The organism is Ruegeria sp. CDSB114 (assembly GCF_059611025.1).
The window spans coordinates 452,858-472,412 of sequence record NZ_JBXWOT010000001.1; the positions used below are offsets into that span (position 1 = coordinate 452,858).

Consider the following 19,555-nt stretch of genomic DNA (forward strand, 5'->3'; position numbering starts at 1 on the left):
TTATAGCGGAATGCCTACAGCATTTACCTGCATGTCGTGGTACTGCGGGTCTGTGCCAGAATCCGCCGAAGGGTATGAGACCCACACAGCAAACGCCGAACGGGTCTTATTGCATCACATCTGCAGCGGTTGCGATCCTCTGGAACGAGATTGGCACGGACAGTTAGCAATTAGGAAAGGACAGGGCCGCCTCTTTTGAGGCGCTATTCCTCGTACCACCAGACCTGCGGCATGTATTCCGGCCCGTCACCGTATATGGGCAGGGTTTCCGGCTGTTTCAGCTCACGCGCATGTGCAATCCGGCCGACGTCAAAGCTCCAGATCGGGATGACATACCGGCCAGCGGTTAGAACGCGATCCAGCGCGCGGGTCGCAGACACGAAATCTTCGTGGCTTTCAGAGGCCAGCATCGTATCGATCAAACCGTCCACTGCTGGCGACTGAACCCCCATCAGGTTACGTGTTCCTGCCGTGTCAGCATTTTCACTGCCCCAATACAGGCGCTGTTCGTTACCCGGCGACAGGGAAAGAGCCCGGCGAAATGGGGTCATGTCAAAATCATGGGCATCCATCCGAGAGGTGTATTGTGCGTCGTCGATTTTTTCGACTGTAAGCTCGATGCCAAGCCGTTCAAGCGTACGCGCATAGATTTCGGCGATCGTTCCGACATTCTGGACAACGTTGAGGCTGCCCTGGCTGATGACCATGTCAACTGTGAACGCTTCGCCATCTGCGTTTCGCAACACGCCATCCTGAACTGTCCAGCCAGCCTCTTGCAGAAGCTTGGTTGCCTTGCGCAGATTGGCCCTGTTGCGTTCCGAACCGTCACCTTTCGGAAGCTCGTAACCTTCCAGCGTACCGGGCAACAGTGTATCGGCGTACGGTTGCAGCAGTTCAGCCACCTGACCGGTCGCAGTACCGGGCTGCATCGCCAGATCCGAGCCCGAGAAATACGAGGTTATCCGCGGTTGCGCGCTTCCGGTGACGGTGTCGTTGATGAATTCGAAATTGAAAGCCAGAGTCAGAGCCTCGCGCACGCGCCAATCATCGAAGGGCGGCTTGCGCGTATTCATGACAAATCCGGTCATGCCCGAAGGCTTGCGATGCGGGATTTCGGTTTTCACCACATCGCCGCGCAGTACCGCGGGGAAGTCATACTGGTTGTTCCACTTATCGGCGTTAAACTCGCGCACGGCTGAGAGCTCGCCTGCTTTGAAGGCCTCGAATGCGACTGTGCCATCCCCGTAGAACTCGATCCGCATCTCATCCAGATTCATGGTGCCGCGCCGAAACGGAATGTCAGCGCCCCAGTAATCCGGATTGCGACGCAGGTTCACATACCGTCCGGCTTCGTACCCGTCGATGACATACGGTCCAGACCCCAGAGGGATGTCTTGCAGCGGCGCGTCGGCAAAGTCTTTACCCTCCCACTGTGCCTTCTGAAGGATCGGACGCATCCCGGCGATCAGCGCAAGCTCGCGGTCGGGGTCGTTAAACGTGATGCGGACGGAACGCGGTCCGGTTTGTTCGATACTGTCGATCTTTCCCCAAAGGCCGCGATATCTCAGATGCCCTTCGGTTCCCAAAGTCTCATATGACCATATGACATCCTCGACAGAGACCGGTGATCCATCCGAGAATCGGGCATTCTCTCGCAGGGTAAATTCGACCCAGGATCGGTCTGGAGCCGTCTCAACTGATTCGGCTAACAACCCGTAAAGAGTGAAAGGTTCGTCCCAGGAACGCCCCATCAGGCTTTCATGGGTCCAAAATCGCAACTGCCAGGGTGACGTGCCTTTTTGCACAAACGGGTTAAGACTGTTATAGCCGCCGGTATTTCCAAATACGACTTTGCCGCCTTTGGGTGCATCAGCGTTGACATAGGGTAGCGACACAAAATCCGGTGGTAGGGCAGGGTCGCCATACATAGCTATGCCATGGGTCGATTCTGCATGGGCTGCTGCAACGGCAAAAACACTAACGATTCCCGCGATCATAGGGCGAACGGGGCGAAGAAAATCGGGGCTCATTTTGGAAACAATCCTGCTCTGGCCTTATTTTGTTGGGATTCACCGTAGCCATGATTTTTCATATTATCAAACTTTTAGCTTGGACGAAGGCGTGGAATTGCTTATAAAGGGCGTACTGCTCGATAGGTTTCTTGCCTGTATGAAACCTGCCTCAATAACTTAACGCCCGCTTCGTGCGGGCGTTTTTTTTGTGCGATTTTCGCTGATACAGCGCGCCCAATCTTTCCCCGTTTTCTTTGCAGGTGCAGCATGGCACTGTGCCGTCAACACGGAATCTGACGGAGAGCACCCATGAGTCTTTCGGGCAAAACAGCAATCATCACAGGATCGAATTCGGGCATCGGGCTGGGCATCGCCCGCGAGCTGGCCAAGGCCGGGGCGGATGTGGTGCTGAATTCGTTTACTGACCGCGACGAAGATCATGCTCTGGCCGCAGAGATCGGGCAGGAAACCGGAACCAACGCGCGCTATATCAAAGCGGACATGTCCAAGGGTGACGAGTGTCGGGCGCTGATCGAAAAGGCTGGAGCCTGCGATATCCTGGTCAACAATGCCGGCATTCAGCATGTGGCGCCGATTGATCAGTTTCCAACCGACAAATGGGACGCGATCATTGCGATCAACATGAACTCGGCCTTTCACACCACTGCCGCCGCGTTGCCGATGATGCGCAAGGCGGGCTGGGGACGGGTGGTGAATATTGCATCGGCCCATGGGTTGACGGCATCGCCTTTCAAAGCCGCCTATATCGCGGCCAAGCACGGTGTTGTCGGGATGACCAAAACCGTAGCCCTCGAGACCGCACAAGAGCCGATTACCTGTAATGCGATTTGCCCGGGATATGTGCTGACGCCGCTGGTCGAAGAGCAGATACCCAATACGATGAAAGAATACGATATGAGCCGTGAGGATGTCGTGAAGAATGTCCTGCTAAAGCGGCAACCTTCGAAAGAATTCGCTACGGTCGAACAACTGGGCGGTACGACGATCTTTCTGTGCTCGGATGCGGCGGCGCAGATCACCGGCACGACGATTTCAGTTGATGGCGGGTGGACCGCGCTCTGAGCCTTGGGGAGTAGGGCAGTGAAACGTATCAATCTGGCTTTGCAGGGCGGCGGCGCGCACGGAGCGTTCACTTGGGGTGTGCTGGATCGTCTGCTGGACGAAGATGATATCGAAGTCGCGGCGATCACCGGAACATCGGCAGGCGCACTGAACGGTGCGGCCTATAAGTCTGGCATGGTACGGGGCGGCCGGGAGGGCGCGCGCACCAATCTGGATGCGCTCTGGGCCCGTATGGGGGCCGTCGACGATACGAACCTGACCAATTGGATGCGTGCGTTTGTGCCCTCACATATCGCACAGTCCATCGAAAATTCGCTGCCGTTTGCTGTAGGCGACGCCTGGTCGCGGTTGGTATCTCCTTATGCCTATGGGCCGTTCTACCGCAACCCCCTGGAACCCGTGGTTGAGCGCTTTGATTTCGATGAAATATGCGCTGCCGAAGGTCCGCGTCTGTATGTCTGCGCGACATGCGTGCGCAGCGGGAAGATACGGGTGTTCACCGGGGATGAGCTGTCGACCGACGCTATCCTCGCATCTGCCTGCCTGCCCACCATGTTTCAGGCGGTCGAGATTTTCGACCCGAAATCGGGCCGGACCGAGGCCTATTGGGATGGGGGATATACCGGCAATCCGGCCCTGTATCCCTTGTTCAATTCCGATCTGCCCGAGGATGTGGTGATCGTGAACATCAACCCTCTGGAACGGGAAGAGATTCCCAAGACACCGCAGCAAATCCAGAACCGGATCAATGAGATCGGCTTTAACTCATCACTGTTTCGAGAGTTGCGGGCCATCAGCTTTGTTCAGCGGTTGCTGGAGGAAGGCAAGCTGAAGGCAGGCGAAATGAGCCGCGTTCTGGTCCACATGATTGCTGATGATGCGCTGATGAATGACCTCTCGGTCGCGACCAAGACAGTGCCCAACCCTGTGGTCCTGCATAAGCTCAAAGAAGCTGGCCGCAATGCAGCTGATCAGTTTTTGACAGATCACAAGGCCGATTTGGGTGCACGCAGCACGGTCAATCTGCCGGAAATGTTCGGATAGTCACTCTGGTGGCTGGGTCGGGTCTTTGTCGTTTGGGTAAACAAGACCGGCCGAAATTACCAGCTTGGCGGCATCTTCGATCGACATGTCCAAAAGGATGACGTCCTCGATCGGGAAGAACAGCAGGAACCCCGATGTCGGGTTGGGTGTCGTCGGAATGAACACGCTGTACAGATCGCCACCTGCTTCTGCGCGTTCGTTGACTTCTCCCTTAGCGGTGGTCGAGACGAACCCGATGGCCCAGATGCCACGGCGCGGATATTGAACCAGACAGGCTTTTTCAAATGACCGTTCAGTCTGGGCAAAGACGGTCTCGGAAATCTGCTTGATGCCTGAATAGATGGACCGGATGACCGGCATCCTGTTCACCAGGCTTTCGGTGAACGAGATAAAGGACCGGCCCAGGATGCCCTTGGCAACCCAGCCAACCACGACGGTGAACACCAGAAAAAAGATGACACCTACACCGCGCAGGTTGATGCCAACATATTGTTCAGGCTGGAATTGGTGGGGAACCAGCGGCAGAACCGCACTGTCGATCCAGCCGACAACAGACCAGATCAGCCAGATCGTCAACCACACCGGAGCAATAACGACGATGCCCGTCAGAAAGGACGCGCGCAGCCTTGAGAACAGGCCGGGCTGTCGGTTGGGTTCTTCGTCAAAAGGAGTGTTCATTACGGTCCTGAGTGGCTTGCGAATTTAGTTAAGCAGTCCTTGGCCTTGGTACAATAGCAATTTGTCAATCCGCCTTGGCAGACAGGGCGCGGGCGATCCCGGCTGCCAGACGGGCATTGTTGCGGACCAATGCGATATTAGCGGTCAGAGAACGACCTTCGGTCTGCTCATAAATCCGTTGCAACAGGTAGGGAGTAACCCCTTTACCGCTGATCCGATGCGCATTTGCATCCGCCTGTGCCGAGGCGATGATCGGGGCCAGTTCCTCGGATGGGATCTGATCGGCCTCCGGGATCGGATTGGCGACAAGTTGGCCGCCGGGCAGGCCAAGCGCGCGTCTGGTCGCATGTGCGTGCGCGATGTCTTCCGCACTGTCCATGCGCAGAGGGGCTGCCAGCGGGGATTTTGCCGACCAGAAGGCCGGAAATTCGTCCTGGCCATAGGCAATGACCGGAACGCCCAGTGTTTCCAGAACCTCAAGCGTCTTGGCCAGATCGAGGATGGCTTTGGCGCCTGCGGCAACAACCGTGACCGGGGTATGGGCCAATTCGTGCAGGTCAGCAGAGATATCGAACGAGGTCTCAGCCCCTTGGTGGACGCCTCCAATACCGCCGGTGGCGAAAACGTCGATCCCGGCGTGATGGGCGGCGATCATGGTTGCGGCGACCGTTGTTGCACCGGTCCCACCGGTTGCCATGCAGGCGGCCATATCGGCACGGGACAGTTTGGCGACCCCATGCGCTTGGCCCAGCGCTCTCAACTCTTCGGCTTCCAGACCGACGTGAAGCGTACCATTGATCACCGCCATGGTGGCTGGCACAGCGCCCGCCTCTCGGATGTCTTGTTCAACCTGTGCCGCAACCTCGATGTTCTGCGGGTAGGGCATACCGTGGGTGATGATCGTGCTTTCCAGCGCAACGATGGGTTGGCCTGCGTCTTTGGCGGCGCGAACCTCGGCAGAATATTGAATGTTGATCACAGTGGGGTTTCTCCGGAAACGTAAGTTGCGGCGGCATGCAGGGCACGTGAAAGGGCCTCATCGCTTGGGGCACCGGTGGCCTCGGATGCGATATGCGCCGCCATGAATGTATCACCTGCGCCGGTCACACGGGTGACCAGAACGGATGGGGGTTTTTGGGTCAAGATTTCCTCAGCGCTGGCAACAGTTGCTGAACTGCCGCCATCGGTCACAAGCACGCGCAGCGCGCCGCGATCCAGTAGCCCCTTGGCGGCGCTTGCCGAATCCGCGAATTCGCGCTGGCACAGGATGCCAGCCTCTTCGAGGTTCACATAAAGCGTCGCGCGGGCATGTTTGAGGAAAGGCAGCAGGCGATCGGCCTTGCCGGGTGAGGCCGGTGCCACGCGCAGGTCGGCTCCGGCGAAGGCTGGGCTTTGCGCGATTTCTTCCAAAAGCGACAGCGTCAGGTTGCCATCCAAAGCAACAGGACCATCAAATGGCATGGTCTCTGTGCCTAATGGGCCTTGCATCAGGGGTTTCAGAATTTTTGCCCCTGCAGCCTCAAGTGAATGGGCGTCCGCAATCGCGGCAATCAACCCATTGGCGCCCTCGACAGCCATATATCGGTCGGTCGGCAGGTCCTGCGAGCGATAGATGTGATCCGTTACCATCCCTAGCCGGGCGCAGGCATTGACCAGCTCATCCCCTTCGGGATCGCGGCCAATGGCGGTCAACAGGGTGGGAGTCATACCAAACCGCACCAGCGTCATGGCAATGTTCATTGCCACGCCTCCGGGCAGGCGGGTGATCCTGCCGGGAACATCCGACCCCTGCCGCATGGCGCTGGCAGAACGTCCGATCACGTCCCACAGGACAGAACCGATACAAAGAATTTCGCTGTTCTGAGTCATGTCGACGTCATGCCGCAGCCCCGGCGTGGGTGCAAGGGTTAACGCTCACACCCGGTTCAGCCCATGGCGGCGATCAAAGTTTTCAGTGCGGCGGCTGGGTCTTCCTGTGGCCAGATTTCATCCCCGATGCCAAAGAAATCGGTGCAGGGGCTGAGGTCGCGGATCAATTCGGGGGTCAGGCCGCCTTCTGCCACAACCGGCACTTCGATCATCTCGGACCACCACTGGAACAGATCGTGCTCGGCCACGGTTCCGTCACCCAAGGAGGACGTGCCAACCGGGCCAAAGGCGACATAATCCGTCCCGGCCTCACCAGCCGACATGCCGTCATGGCTGGAGGTGCCGCAGAAGCAGCCGACAATGGCATCGGCACCCAATTCCTTACGCACATACCGGACCGAGCGCGCGCCGTCATCCAGATGCACCCCATCCAGACCCAGACGCTGCGCCAACAGGACGTGGTTGGAAATCACCAGCGCCACGTCCCGCGTATGTGCCACCTCGCGGCAGGCATCAGCGGCGCGGGCAATCGTATCCTCGTCATTCCCGGCAAGGGCCAGACGGATGCAGGCGATTTCGGTGCTGTCCAGAACGCGGGCCAGTTGGTCGGGGAACGTGCTCAACGTGATGGTCGGCGGGGTGATCAGGTAAATCTGCGGCTGCTCGGGGGTGTCCATCGGCGCGTCCTTAGCTTTAAGTCTTTTGCGCGGTTTAGCGGATTGCGGGCCGGAAGCAAACTTTTATGCCTGTTTCAGGCAGAATTGGCGCCGCCAATGGCTTGCCCTGCGTTGGCGCGACGATTACAGCAGGCGCAGTTTTCGGAGACAACCATGCCCAGCGACAAATCCCAGCCCTCATTTGTGCTCGTGCGCCCGCAGATGGGTGAAAACATCGGTGCCGCCGCGCGGGCGATGTGGAATTTCGGGCTGGACCGGATGCGGATCGTGGCCCCACGTGATGGCTGGCCAAACCCCAAGGCAGTGGCGATGTCCAGCGGTGCGGGCCGTCTGCTGGATGAGGCGCAGCTGTTTGACGATCTGGCTGGCGCGCTGTCTGACAGTACCTATGTCTTTGCTACTACGGCCCGCCAGCGCGGGTTGACCAAGCCGGTCTACAGCCCTGAACGCGCCATGCAGGTAGCGGCTGAAAAGGTCGCTGCGGGTGAAAATGTCGCCGTGCTGTTCGGCCCGGAACGGGCAGGGCTTGAGAATGAGGATATCGCCAAGGCCAATGCCATCATCTCGGTCCCGGTGAACCCCGAATATGCCTCGCTGAACCTTGGGCAATGCGTGTTGCTGACCGCCTATGAGTGGATGCGCCAGACCGTCGATGTCGTGCATGAGGCAACCGATTTGGGCAAAGGCGACTGGGCCACGGGGATCGAGGTTGAAAAGCTGGTCGAACATTACGAGGACCGGTTGGAAGAGGCGGGGTTCTTTTACCCCCCCGAAAAAGCCGAAAGCATGAAGACCAATCTGCGCAATCTGTGGTCGCGGATGCGGATGACGCGGGCGGATGTGCAGATGTTGCACGGGGTCATGCGTCAGATGGTCCGTTGGAAAGACAAAGGGTAAGGCTGGACCTACCCTTAAGGGGGGCCTAGCTTGCAACGAAATTCAAGACACATGAGGAACGCATGAGCGGCAAGCGCAGCATCTTCGAAGAGGTCTCAGACTCTGAAAAACAACAAGCGGTTCAGCCTGGTATGATTGACCGGGGCCGTGGCGGCGCGCGCAAGGCCATCCGGGCCTGGCTGATGATCCTGTTTGCACTTGTGGTTGTGATGATCGCTGTGGGCGGGCTGACCCGCCTGACCGATAGCGGGCTGTCGATCACCGAATGGCGACCGCTTACCGGGGCTGTCCCGCCGATGACCGAGGTCGACTGGCAGGCCGAGTTCGACAAGTACAAGCAAATCGACCAGTGGCGCATTCAGAACCAGTGGATGGAGCTGGCGGATTTCAAATCCATCTATTGGTGGGAATGGGGCCACCGGCAGTTGGGCCGCGTGATCGGGCTGGTCTGGGCTCTTGGGTTCTTCGGGTTCCTTATTGCCCGCAAGATACCAACAGGCTGGACCGGCAAGCTGATGATCCCAGGTGCTTTGGGTGGGATTCAGGGAGCGGTTGGCTGGTGGATGGTTGCGTCCGGCGTAACACAGGGCGAGGGGATGATCGCCGTTGCCAGCTATCGCCTGGCAATCCATCTGGGTCTGGCCTTTGTGATCTTGGGTTTCCTCGCCTGGTATATGTTCGAACTTGGCCGGGAAGAGCGTGACCTGATGCAGGCCCGCCGCGCGAAAGAGGCCAAACTGTTTTCCCTGTCTACCGGCCTGATGCATTTCGCATTCCTGCAGATCCTCATCGGTGCACTTGTCGCAGGTATCGACGCTGGGCGGTCTTATACCGACTGGCCATTGATCGGCGGGCAGATTTTCCCGCCGGACGCGGCGATACTGGAACCGATGTGGCGGAACTTTTTCGAAAGCCCCGGGCTTGTGCAGTTCATCCATCGTTGCGCGGGTTATCTGCTGTTCATCTTTGCCATCGTTGTCTGGCGGCGTGGCAATTCCAGTGCGCATCCGCAAACGCGCTTTGCCTTCAACACGATGTTCGCAGCCTTGTCGCTGCAGGTGGTTGTCGGGATCATGACCGTGATCTACGCGGCCCCCTGGCAGATCGCCATTTTCCACCAGTTCATGGCCGTGATCGTGTGGACTCTGATCCTGCGTGCGCGCTTCCTGACAGCCTATCCCATCGCAACTTCGATCCGCGGAGCCTGACCCAGATGACTGCCTATGATGAACTGATGGCCTTCCAACGTGAAATTTCGGCCCTTGGTCAGATTGCCGGGCGTCTGGGATGGGATCAGGAAACAGTGATGCCGCGCGGCGCAGCACCGCAGCGCGCAGAAGAAATGGCCGCGATCGAATCTGTTTTGCATGCCCGACGGTCTGATCCGCGTGTGGCAGAGTTGCTGGAGCAGGCCGAGCTGCAGGACGATGTCGCCCGCGCGCAACTGCGCGAGATCCGCCGGTCCTATGAGCGGACCGTGAAAGTGCCCGCCGATTTGGCCAAGACCATCGCACGCGTTACCTCAGCCGCGCAGGGCACATGGGCACAGGCACGCGCCGATGAGGATGTGGCGGCCTTTTTGCCCGTGTTGGAAGAGGTTGTGGCGCTCAAACGTCAGGAAGGTCAGGCCCTGGCACAGGGCGGTGATGTCTATGACGCCATGGTTGAAGATTACGAGCCCTATACGACCGGCACTCAGATCGCTGCGATCTTTGACCAGATGCGTCCGCGTCTGGTGGCATTGCGAGCAGCCGTACTGGACCAACCCGGACCGGCCGCCCTGACTGGGACGTTTGACGCAGCGACCCAGATGCAACTGTCACAGAAGCTGGCCACCGGATTCGGTTACGACCTGAACACTGGCCGGGTCGACAAGGCCGTTCACCCGTTCAGCTCGGGCAGCGGATTGGACGTGCGGATCACCACGCGCACCAGCGAGACCGATCCGTTCAACTGTTTCTATTCAACCATTCACGAGGTCGGCCACGCCGCCTATGAACAGGGCATCGACCCAGCCTACCTTTTGACCCCGCTGGGGCAGGGCGTGTCGATGGGCGTGCATGAAAGCCAGAGCCGGATTTACGAAAACCAACTGGGTCGATCACGCGCCTATACTGGCTGGCTGTTTGGCCAGATGGTCGAGGCTTTTGGCAATTTCGGCGTCGCCGATGCCGATGCGTTCTATGCCACGGTCAACCGGGTCCATAACGGCTATATCCGCACCGAGGCGGATGAGGTGCAGTATAACCTGCACATCATGCTGCGCTTTGATCTTGAGCGTGCGTTGATGAGCGGTGATCTGCAGGTCAGAGACCTTGAGGGTGCATGGAACGACCGGTTCAAGGCGGATTTCGGCTATGCGGTCGATAGGCCGTCGAACGGATGCTTGCAGGATGTCCATTGGTCCGTCGGTCTGTTCGGGTATTTCCCGACCTACTCGTTGGGCAATGTCTATGCAGGGTGCTTGAATCAGGCCCTGAGGTCCGCACTGCCTGATCTGGACGCCCAGCTGGCCATAGGCGATACGTCGGGTGCCACTGGTTGGTTGCGCGACAACGTGCAGCGCCATGGTGGCCTGTTCGCCCCCCGCGACATCATCCAACGCGCCAGCGGTATGGAGCCGGGGCCGGAACCTCTGCTGGCCTATCTCGAGGCAAAATTCGGGGCGCTTTACGGGGTCTAGATATGCCTGCTCACATCGCCGTGTAAGCGCGTGGTCTTTTACGCGGTCACGGCTAAAGTGGCAGGCAAAGCACTCACTCGGAGAGCCCTTTGTCCCTTGACCGCAAAGTAAAATCCCGGCTTGCTCAGATCATCACAAGCCAAGCGGTTCTGACTGCACGACGGCAGGCGCATGAGGTTCGCCGCAGGGTGCGTGGCACCGGTCATGAGGTGCACTATTTCCACGATGTTGCTGATCCTTTTTCTCATCTGACCGCGCAGATACTTTCGCTGTTTCAGGACCGCTACCGGGTCAAGCTGCGCCCGCATCTGATCTCGGGGCCGCCATCGGAAGCTATTCCCGACGCAGACGCCCATCGGCAGAATGCGATTGCTGACGCGTCGCGGCTGGCGACAAAACTTGGGTTGGAGGTGCCACTGAAGTGCAGCGCTGAAGCGCAGGCGCAAGCCAATGGTCTGTTGGCGGCCTGCCTTGATGCGTCGGACTTTGCCGCCCAACTGGATAGGGTCAACAGGGCTCTGTTGTCTGGCAGTGATCTGCCATTGGGCACGGCCATCGACCCATCAAAGGCTCTGCATGCCGGTGACAGTGCGTTGGCAGCCTTGGGGCACTATCTTGGCGGAACGTTCTACTATGGCGGGGAATGGTATTGGGGTCTGGATCGGCTGCATTACCTAGAAGAAAGATTGCAGGGGGCCGGGCTTGGCAAAAGCGCGCCACCGATCATAGCTCCGCCAAATCCCTCACCGGAAATCAGCAACGCAGCCGGCAAAGAGCTGGAGTTCTTTTTCTCGTTCCGCAGCCCGTATTCCTACTTGGCCTTTGACCGTGTTCAGTCCCTTGCCAACCGTCACAGCGCCCGTCTGATCCTGCGGCCAGTCCTGCCGATGCTGATGCGTGGACTGCCAGTTCCCACGGTCAAATCGGGCTATATCCTACGCGATTGCGCGCGTGAGGCGCGTAGGTTGGGCATTCCGTTCGGGCGTATCTGTGATCCGTTGGGCGCGGGTGTGGAGCGTGGATATTCCCTGCTGGATCATGCCGAATCCCAGGGGAAGATGGCTGCATTCTGCTCGGTCTTCATGCGATCTGTGTGGTCGGAAGGAGTTGATCCAGAGACGGATCACGGCCTGGCGCGTATCGTTGCAGCAGCCGGGTTGAACTGGGACGAGGCACGCGCTTGCCTGGGCACACATGGCTGGAGCGACCGGGTTGAAGCCAATCAGGCAAGACTGCAAGAGACCGGCCTGTGGGGTGTTCCCAGTTTCCACATTGCAGGACAAAGCATTTGGGGGCAGGACCGTCTTTGGCTCGTGGATGATCTGGTGCGCGCATAAAAAAGGGCGCCACCCCGATGGAGCGGCGCCCTGTTCCCACCAGTATGGTGTTTACTCTTCTTCGGTTTCCTCGTCACCCTGATCGGCGATCCAGGCGACGCTGACAACCTCTTCGCCTTTGCCGGTGTTGAACACCTTCACGCCACCTGCTGACCGCGAGCGGAACGAGATGCCTTCGATCGGGACCCGGATCGACTGACCTTTGGACGTGGCCAGCATGATCTGATCTTCGATATCGACCGGGAACGAGGCCACAAGTGCTCCGCCGCGCATTGCCTTGTCCATCGCCGCAACACCCATGCCGCCGCGTCCGCGGACCGGGTAGTCGTGGCTGGAGCTCAGCTTGCCTGCACCGCCCGTGGTGATCGTCAGGATCATGTTTTCGGCAGCGGACATTTCGGCATAGCGTTCCTGCGTGATGGTGTCGGGGGTTGCTTCATCCTCATCCGTCTCACCGTCATCGGCGATGCCTGCCACTGCGCGGCGCATCTTGAGATAGGCGGCGCGTTCATCCGGATCAGCTTCAAAGTGGCGGATCACCGACATCGAGACGACACGGTCGCCACCGCTCAGCCTTATACCCCGAACACCGGTGGATTCGCGTGAGTTGAACACGCGCACATCAGTGGTGCGGAACCGGATTGCGCGGCCCGAATTGGTGACCAGCATCACATCTTCGTCTTCAGAGCAGATGCGTGCATTCACCAGTTCGATGCCTTCGGGCAATTTCATCGCAATCTTGCCGTTGCGGCGGACATTGGTGAAATCCGACAGTCGGTTCCGGCGCACATCGCCTGCGCTGGTGGCAAAGATGATCTGCAGGTTTTCCCATTCTTCGTCCGGCACATCCACGGGCATGATCGCCGCGATCGAAACCCCGGTCGGAATCGGCAGGATGTTGACAATGGCCTTGCCCTTGCCAGTGCGCCCGGATTGCGGCAGACGCCAGGTTTTGAGCTTGTAGACCATCCCGTCAGTGGTGAAGAACAACAACTGTGTATGCGTGTTCGCCACGAAGAGGTTGGTAACGACGTCCTCTTCCTTGGTCTGCATTCCCGACAGGCCCTTGCCACCACGTTTTTGCGCCCGGAAATCGGCCAGCGGAGTACGCTTGATGTAGCCGCCCGACGTGACGGTCACGACCATATCCTCACGCTCGATCAAGTCCTCGTCTTCCATGTCGCCGGACCAATCGACGATCTCGGTGCGACGGGGCACGGCAAACTGTTCACGCACGCTGCGCAGCTCATCCCCGATAATCGACATGATGCGCTCTCGCGAGGACAGAATATCCAGGTATTCCTGGATCTTACCCGCCAGTTCTTCCAGTTCGTCTGTAACCTCTTTGACACCGATCTGGGTCAATCTCTGCAGACGCAGGTCGAGGATCGCGCGGGCCTGAACTTCGGTCAGGTTATAGGTGCCGTCGTCGTTCATCATGGACAGAGGGTCGTCGATCAGGCGCAGATAGCTTTCGATCTCAGCCGCGGGCCAGCGGCGGGTCATCAGCTTTTCACGCGCTTGCGCGGCGTCAGCGGATGAGCGGATGGTTGCAACCACCTCATCCACATTCGAAACTGCCACGGCCAAACCGCACAAGATGTGACTGCGTTCGCGGGCTTTGCGCAGGTCGTACGCAGTGCGACGGGCGACGACGTCCTCGCGGAAGTCAATGAAGGAGGTCAGGAACCGGCGCAGAGTCAGTTGCTCGGGTCGCCCACCATTCAGCGCCAGCATGTTGCAGCCAAACGAGGTTTGCATCGGCGAAAAACGGAAAAGCTGGTTCAATACAACTTCGGGCGTGGCATCACGTTTCAGTTCGACCACCACGCGTACGCCGTTACGGTCGGATTCGTCCTGAACGTGGCTGACGCCTTCAATCCTCTTCTCACGCACGGCCTCGGCGATCTTTTCGATCATCGAAGCCTTGTTCACCTGATATGGAATCTCATCAACCACGATGGCATAGCGGTCTTTGCGGATTTCCTCGACGCGGGTCTTCGAGCGAATTATGACGCTGCCGCGCCCTTCCAGATAGGCTTTGCGCGCGCCGGACCGGCCCAGCATTACGCCGCCGGTCGGGAAGTCGGGGCCTGGAACATACTCGATCAGCTGCTCGGACGTCAGATCGGGATCGTCGATCAGGGCTAGGGTGGCGTCGACCACCTCACCAAGATTGTGCGGCGGGATATTGGTCGCCATGCCCACGGCAATGCCGCCAGCGCCGTTGACCAGCATGTTCGGGAACCGTGCGGGCAGGACTGTCGGCTCTCTGTCTTTGCCGTCATAGTTGTCCTGAAAATCGACGGTGTCTTTCTCGATATCCGCCAGCAGAGAGGCGGCGGGCTTGTCCATCCGCACTTCGGTATAGCGCATGGCCGCCGGGTTATCGCCGTCCATCGAGCCAAAGTTGCCCTGACCGTCCAGCAGCGGCAGCGACATCGAGAAATCCTGAGCCATCCGCACCAACGCGTCATAGATCGCGCTGTCGCCATGTGGGTGGTATTTACCCATTACGTCGCCGACCGGACGGGCCGATTTGCGATAGGATTTGTCATGGGTGTTTCCGGTCTCGTGCATCGCGTAAAGGATGCGCCGATGTACCGGTTTCAACCCATCGCGCAGATCAGGAATCGCACGGCTAACAATGACCGACATCGCATAGTCCAGATAGGACGTGCGCATTTCGGATTCGATGGAGACCGTCGGGCCACCGTAAACGGGGCGTTCTGGTGGGTTTTCATCCATATTTTCAGGAACTTCTGGCGTATCGCTCACGTAAACTGCCCGTTCTGTATGCAGACTCTATATCTTGTGGATACACCTTATCAGACCCGGCACATAAGGTGCAAGCAAGCAACCATTTTGCAAGTGAGAAACTCCGGTAACATCACGGTAACATATTGTTAACTAAGGATTAGGGTGTTTTCGTGATACAATAGGGGGACCTTGCAATTAATATTGAGGTCGAAATGGAGCGCAGCGAAACGGAATTGATGCTTAAAGGTTATGGGCTGACAACGGCGGAATTATTCTACCACATGCCCGACTATATCCATGTTCTGAACACCTTCATCTGGCAGGAATACGATCTGGCGCCGGATCATCCGAAACTGTTCGAGTTCATTGATTTCTGGCAGCGAGAGATCGAAGGCCCCTTACATTCCGTAAAATTCACCCACCGTAAGATGATCGCGCCCGGAGAGTGGCGCAATCAAGTTGGCGAGTTTCGGGTGAATTAGCCGCCCTGACAGATTATTGGCTGTGTAACGAAAGGGCGTGTTCCATTTGATTTTCTTAGGCTAGGGTCGTGTCCAAACCATTGATCAGCTGAGGAAATGCCGCATGCCCAGAATGTTGCTGTTTGTCGCCGCCGTTTTGCTTGGTGGGTCAGTCGCCGCTGAGGGAGTTTTGGACAAGATCAAAAAAGGCGCGGCAAACGCGGCTGACGTTGTCGGGCAAGGGGCCGAAACCGTTGGCGAGACAATCGATAAAGGCGCGAAAGCTGTTGAGGGTACGGTCGACTCGACCACCGAATTGCTAAGCAATGAGGCCACTCCGGAAGAGACGCGCGCCAAGCTGGACACATTGGCCACGCAGATTCTGGATCAGTTGCTGGCCGAAAATCCCGAAGCGCAATCACTGTACGAGGTCTGTGTCGGCTATGCCGTGTTCGACTCGCGCAAGGTTACCGTGTTTCCGGTCTCGGCGGGCTATGGGCGGGGTGTGGCGGTTTCAAAGGACTCCGGCCAGCACACATATATGAACATGGGAACAGGCGGCGTGGGTGGCGCGATCGGCATCGGCGGCTTTGAATCCAAGTTTGTGATCATGTTCGAAACAGCTGCTGATCTGGATAAGTTCATCACTCAAGGCTATGACGCGACCGCCGAAACCGGTGCCATGTACGGCGACGAAAACACGAAGGAAACCGTGCGATTCACCGATGGTCGGTCCTTTTTTGAACTGTCCAAGTCAGGGTGGCGCGTGGCAGCGGGCGCGTCGGGTACAAAATTCTGGAAATCGCCGGAACTGAACTGATCAAGCCGAGCAGCTGGCCCCGCCCAGAACGCAGAATTTGGCACAATGCGGATGGTTAAGGTGCACGTCCGCTTCCGCCTCGGCCAGCGTATGCCCCATCTCGAACTCCGGCTCATAAGGCAGCAACGTGCAGGCCAGAACGGCCGGTTTTTCAGCGCCCTTGCGTTTGACCACCATCCGGGCACTGGCGCACATCACAGTCGCGGGTGATTTGTCCAGGATACCCCAGCAGGCGGTTGTAATTTCCGGCACTTCGACGGTTTCGTCCATTTCAGGGAAAAGGACCGTTCGCGCAGGGTCATGCGCGTCGATGCCAAACCCGTGGTGGTTGAATAACGTAGCATATCCCTGACGGCTTTTTTCATCGTCCTCGCCCCATACGGTTCTGCCGGCAACAGCCATCCGGAATCCGCCATCGCGTAGCCACTTCATACCTTCCACGGTTTTGTCAAAACTGCCTTTGCCACGTTCCTTATCGTGCAGGTCGGCACGATAATGGTCGAGCGATACCCGCAGCGTCAGTTTCCCAGCGTAGTCGCGCTGAAGTTCAGTCAATCCCTCGCGCATCTTTTGGCGCATCATTGGCCGCATGGCGTTGGTCAGGATCAACACCTCATAGCCGCGTTCCAGAGCCGCGCGCGCCATCTCGATCATGTCGGGGTTCATGAACGGCTCACCACCGGTAAAGCCAATCTCACGCACGGGCCAGTTTCTGTCTTCGATCTGGTCCAGATAGTCCCGCACTTCACCCGCCGAAATATAGACCAACGCATCATTGGTCGGGCTGCTTTCGATATAGCAGTTCACACATTCGATGTTGCACAGAGTCCCGGTATTGAACCAGAGCGTCTCGGGGTTGGTCAACGCCACCGAGGCACGAGTCTGGCCATCCGCTGTCACCAATTTGTTTTGAAACTTGCCGATATTGACGATCTGAGGGGCGTTGTCTTTCATTCCGGTTTCCGGTTCTTTTCTGTTGTCACCTTGAATTAGAGGTTTCAGACCATTTCGCAAAGTGAGACATGGGTGAACTGACAGAGAATTGATGTCGCGGAAATCCGCAAAAATGGTTGCGCTAACATTGGACATTGAGCATAGGGCAAGGTAAGGAAAACACATGGTTTCTCGCGTCATACCTGTAGACCCCTTTGATCTGGTCATTTTTGGCGGAACCGGCGATCTGGCGCAGGGTAAAATCCTGCCCGCTCTGTTTCGCCGGTTTTGTGCTGGCCAATGGGCTGAAGGCGCGCAAGTAATCGGGGCGGCCCGAACGGATTACGACCGTGACAAGTTCCGCAATTTGGTCCGCAACTCGCTTGAGGCTCATGCCGGACGACACAGTCAGGACACCGCTGCGCTGAACGCGTTTTTGCAGCGGGTTGATTATGTGACATTGGATGCTGTTGCGGATCATGGCTGGGCCGAGCTTGCGCAGAAGCTTCAGCCGGATCGGGTTCGGGCGTTCTATTTTTCGGTGGGGCCGCGGTTGTTTGGCCCTCTGGCGGAACGGATCGAGGCGTATGATCTGACAACGCCGCAGACGAGGATCGTGGTTGAAAAACCCTTTGGCCATGATCTGGAAAGTGCGCGGGCTTTGAATGCCACGCTGGCCGCGCATTTCAGGGAAAGTCAAATCTATCGAATCGACCACTATCTGGGCAAGGAAACCGTCCAAAACCTGATGGCTGTTCGGTTCGGCAACATGTTGTTCGAACCACTTTGGAACAGCCAGTATGTCGACCATATCCAGATCACCGTAGCAGAATCCGTCGGAATTAACGGCCGTGAAGAGTATTACGAGCGCGCAGGCGCAATGCGCGACATGATGCAGAACCACCTGATGCAGCTTTTGTGCCTGATCGCCATGGAACCTCCGGCCAAGTTCGACCCGGATGCGGTGCGTGATGAAAAGCTCAAGGTCATTCGCGCTCTGGACCCGGTAAAGCCGCATCATATCGTGCGGGGGCAGTTTGAGGGCGAAAGTTCAAGTTACCGCAAAGCGGTTGGAAATCCGCGCTCGACCACGGAAAGCTATGTGGCGCTGCGGGCGCATATCAGCAACTGGCGATGGGCGGGAACACCGTTCTACTTGCGCACAGGCAAGCGCCTTGTGGCCCGGTCTTCGGTGATCAACGTGATGTTCAAAGACGCTCCGCACTCGATCTTTGGAGCGGATGCCGGTCGTCATGCGAATGCGCTGTCGATCCGCCTGCAGCCAAATGAGGGCATCACGCTGAAAGTGACGATCAAAGAGCCCGGGCAAGGAGGTATGCGTTTGGTCGACGTGCCTCTGGATATGAGCTTTGCCGAGGCATTGGGCGCCGAGAACCAGGACCCGCCAGACGCTTATGAACGTCTGGTGATGGATGTGATCCGAGGCAATCAGACGCTGTTCATGCGCGGTGATGAGGTCGAGGCCGCCTGGGCCTGGACAGACCCGATCATCGCAGGATGGCAGGCGCGTGGCGACGTGCCGAAACCTTATGAGAGCGGCAGCACTGGGCCGGGCGACGCCGAGCTGCTGATGAAACGGGACGGTCGCCGTTGGCAAGGGATAAACCCATGAAAATTCAGGAATACGCCGACCGGGATATGCTAGCCATCGACGTGGCCAATGCTATCGCCGGAGATCTTGAGGCGGCGCTGCTGCATCACGATCTGGTCTCTTTTGCTGTGCCGGGCGGTACCACACCCGGGCCGGTCTTTGACGGATTGTGTGCCGCTGATTTGGATTGGGACCGGGTCCGAATTCTGCCAACGGATGAACGGTGCGTGCCCAGCGACAGCGATCGCGCAAATGCGCGGCTGATCCAAGAGCGTTTGCTGACCAATCGCGCCTCGGTCGCGCAATATGTGCCGCTGTATCTGGATGGCAAAGATCCGGAATCGGTGCTGCCCGAAATTGAAAGCTTGATTGCGCCCGTGCTGCCTCTTTCGGTTCTCATGCTGGGTATGGGCGAAGATATGCACACCGCCTCGCTGTTTCCGGGGATGGACGGGTTGGCCACCGCATTGGACGGGCATGCGCCACCTTTGGCCGTGGCCCGACCCGAAGTTCAGCCCGAGGCGCGGATTACATTAACGGCTCCGGTCTTGGACGGCGCATTGTCTAAGCATCTGGTGATTTTTGGGGAAACCAAACGCAAGGCGCTGGACCGAGCCATGTCCCTGCATCCCAAAGAGGCACCGATTGCTGCTGTGTTGGGCGGCATGACGGTCCATTGGGCGGAGTAG

General features: G+C 58.1%; 17 protein-coding genes. 10 read left to right on the forward strand and 7 right to left on the reverse strand.

The window, feature by feature from the left end; translation table 11 throughout:
* Positions 1 to 203: 203 nt before the first annotated feature.
* Positions 204 to 2,030 carry an extracellular solute-binding protein gene (locus tag AC2FIP_RS02280; RefSeq protein ID WP_496785033.1) on the reverse strand — a complete coding sequence of 609 codons (1,827 nt, stop codon included), beginning with the start codon at positions 2,028 to 2,030 and terminating at the stop codon, positions 204 to 206.
* Between the two features lie 291 nt (positions 2,031 to 2,321).
* Here AC2FIP_RS02280 and AC2FIP_RS02285 point away from each other — a divergent pair, with 291 nt between their 5' ends.
* On the forward strand, positions 2,322 to 3,095 hold the full coding sequence (locus AC2FIP_RS02285) for a 3-hydroxybutyrate dehydrogenase (protein WP_142633555.1): 774 nt from the start codon (positions 2,322 to 2,324) through the stop codon (positions 3,093 to 3,095).
* 18 nt (positions 3,096 to 3,113) lie between these two features.
* The gene (locus tag AC2FIP_RS02290; protein WP_496785034.1) at positions 3,114 to 4,139 is read left to right on the forward strand and encodes a patatin-like phospholipase family protein; all 1,026 of its coding nucleotides are present in this window, start codon (positions 3,114 to 3,116) and stop codon (positions 4,137 to 4,139) included.
* Here AC2FIP_RS02290 and AC2FIP_RS02295 read toward each other — a convergent pair whose 3' ends face one another.
* From AC2FIP_RS02295 to AC2FIP_RS02310, 4 genes are all read right to left on the reverse strand, one after another.
* Complete coding sequence (locus AC2FIP_RS02295) at positions 4,140 to 4,817, reverse strand: DUF502 domain-containing protein (protein ID WP_142633557.1); 678 nt, start codon at positions 4,815 to 4,817, stop codon at positions 4,140 to 4,142.
* A gap of 64 nt (positions 4,818 to 4,881) precedes the next feature.
* On the reverse strand, positions 4,882 to 5,796 hold the full coding sequence (locus tag AC2FIP_RS02300; RefSeq protein ID WP_496785035.1) for a pseudouridine-5'-phosphate glycosidase: 915 nt from the start codon (positions 5,794 to 5,796) through the stop codon (positions 4,882 to 4,884).
* Positions 5,793 to 6,686, reverse strand: coding sequence for a PfkB family carbohydrate kinase (locus AC2FIP_RS02305; RefSeq protein ID WP_281972023.1), 894 nt, complete (start codon positions 6,684 to 6,686; stop codon positions 5,793 to 5,795). Before AC2FIP_RS02305 ends, AC2FIP_RS02300 begins: the two co-directional genes overlap by 4 nt.
* A 56-nt stretch (positions 6,687 to 6,742) precedes the next feature.
* Positions 6,743 to 7,363, reverse strand: a complete 621-nt coding sequence (locus AC2FIP_RS02310; protein WP_496785037.1) for a thiamine phosphate synthase — start codon at positions 7,361 to 7,363, stop codon at positions 6,743 to 6,745.
* 153 nt (positions 7,364 to 7,516) lie between these two features.
* On the opposite strand from AC2FIP_RS02310, the gene AC2FIP_RS02315 reads away from it, so the two are divergent.
* The 4 genes from AC2FIP_RS02315 (at position 7,517) to AC2FIP_RS02330 (ending at position 12,280) form a co-directional block, all read left to right on the forward strand.
* Positions 7,517 to 8,260, forward strand: a complete 744-nt coding sequence (locus tag AC2FIP_RS02315) for an RNA methyltransferase (RefSeq protein WP_496785038.1) — start codon at positions 7,517 to 7,519, stop codon at positions 8,258 to 8,260.
* 62 nt (positions 8,261 to 8,322) lie between these two features.
* The gene (ctaA, locus tag AC2FIP_RS02320; RefSeq protein WP_496785040.1) at positions 8,323 to 9,468 is read left to right on the forward strand and encodes a heme A synthase; all 1,146 of its coding nucleotides are present in this window, start codon (positions 8,323 to 8,325) and stop codon (positions 9,466 to 9,468) included.
* Between the two features lie 5 nt (positions 9,469 to 9,473).
* Positions 9,474 to 10,943 (forward strand): carboxypeptidase M32, encoded by a 1,470-nt coding sequence (locus tag AC2FIP_RS02325; protein ID WP_496785041.1) that lies wholly within the window; start codon positions 9,474 to 9,476, stop codon positions 10,941 to 10,943.
* 89 nt (positions 10,944 to 11,032) lie between these two features.
* The gene (locus tag AC2FIP_RS02330; RefSeq protein ID WP_496695588.1) at positions 11,033 to 12,280 is read left to right on the forward strand and encodes a DsbA family protein; all 1,248 of its coding nucleotides are present in this window, start codon (positions 11,033 to 11,035) and stop codon (positions 12,278 to 12,280) included.
* 51 nt (positions 12,281 to 12,331) lie between these two features.
* Here the strand turns inward: AC2FIP_RS02330 and gyrA are convergent, their stop codons facing one another.
* Positions 12,332 to 15,028 carry a DNA gyrase subunit A gene (gene gyrA / locus AC2FIP_RS02335; RefSeq protein ID WP_496785789.1) on the reverse strand — a complete coding sequence of 899 codons (2,697 nt, stop codon included), beginning with the start codon at positions 15,026 to 15,028 and terminating at the stop codon, positions 12,332 to 12,334.
* Between the two features lie 224 nt (positions 15,029 to 15,252).
* Between gyrA and AC2FIP_RS02340 the strand changes: the two genes are divergently transcribed.
* Both AC2FIP_RS02340 and AC2FIP_RS02345 read left to right on the forward strand, forming a co-directional pair.
* Positions 15,253 to 15,522: an usg protein gene (locus tag AC2FIP_RS02340; RefSeq protein ID WP_142633572.1), complete on the forward strand. Its 270-nt coding sequence runs from the start codon at positions 15,253 to 15,255 to the stop codon at positions 15,520 to 15,522.
* Between the two features lie 103 nt (positions 15,523 to 15,625).
* Positions 15,626 to 16,321, forward strand: coding sequence for a lipid-binding SYLF domain-containing protein (locus AC2FIP_RS02345; protein ID WP_496785042.1), 696 nt, complete (start codon positions 15,626 to 15,628; stop codon positions 16,319 to 16,321).
* Here the strand turns inward: AC2FIP_RS02345 and AC2FIP_RS02350 are convergent, their stop codons facing one another.
* A complete protein-coding gene (locus AC2FIP_RS02350) occupies positions 16,322 to 17,275 on the reverse strand; it encodes a radical SAM protein (RefSeq protein WP_496785044.1) in 954 nt (317 codons plus the stop codon).
* 163 nt (positions 17,276 to 17,438) lie between these two features.
* On the opposite strand from AC2FIP_RS02350, the gene zwf reads away from it, so the two are divergent.
* Positions 17,439 to 18,887, forward strand: coding sequence for a glucose-6-phosphate dehydrogenase (gene zwf / locus AC2FIP_RS02355; protein ID WP_496691175.1), 1,449 nt, complete (start codon positions 17,439 to 17,441; stop codon positions 18,885 to 18,887).
* Positions 18,884 to 19,555, forward strand: coding sequence for a 6-phosphogluconolactonase (gene pgl, locus AC2FIP_RS02360; protein ID WP_496785045.1), 672 nt, complete (start codon positions 18,884 to 18,886; stop codon positions 19,553 to 19,555). Before zwf ends, pgl begins: the two co-directional genes overlap by 4 nt.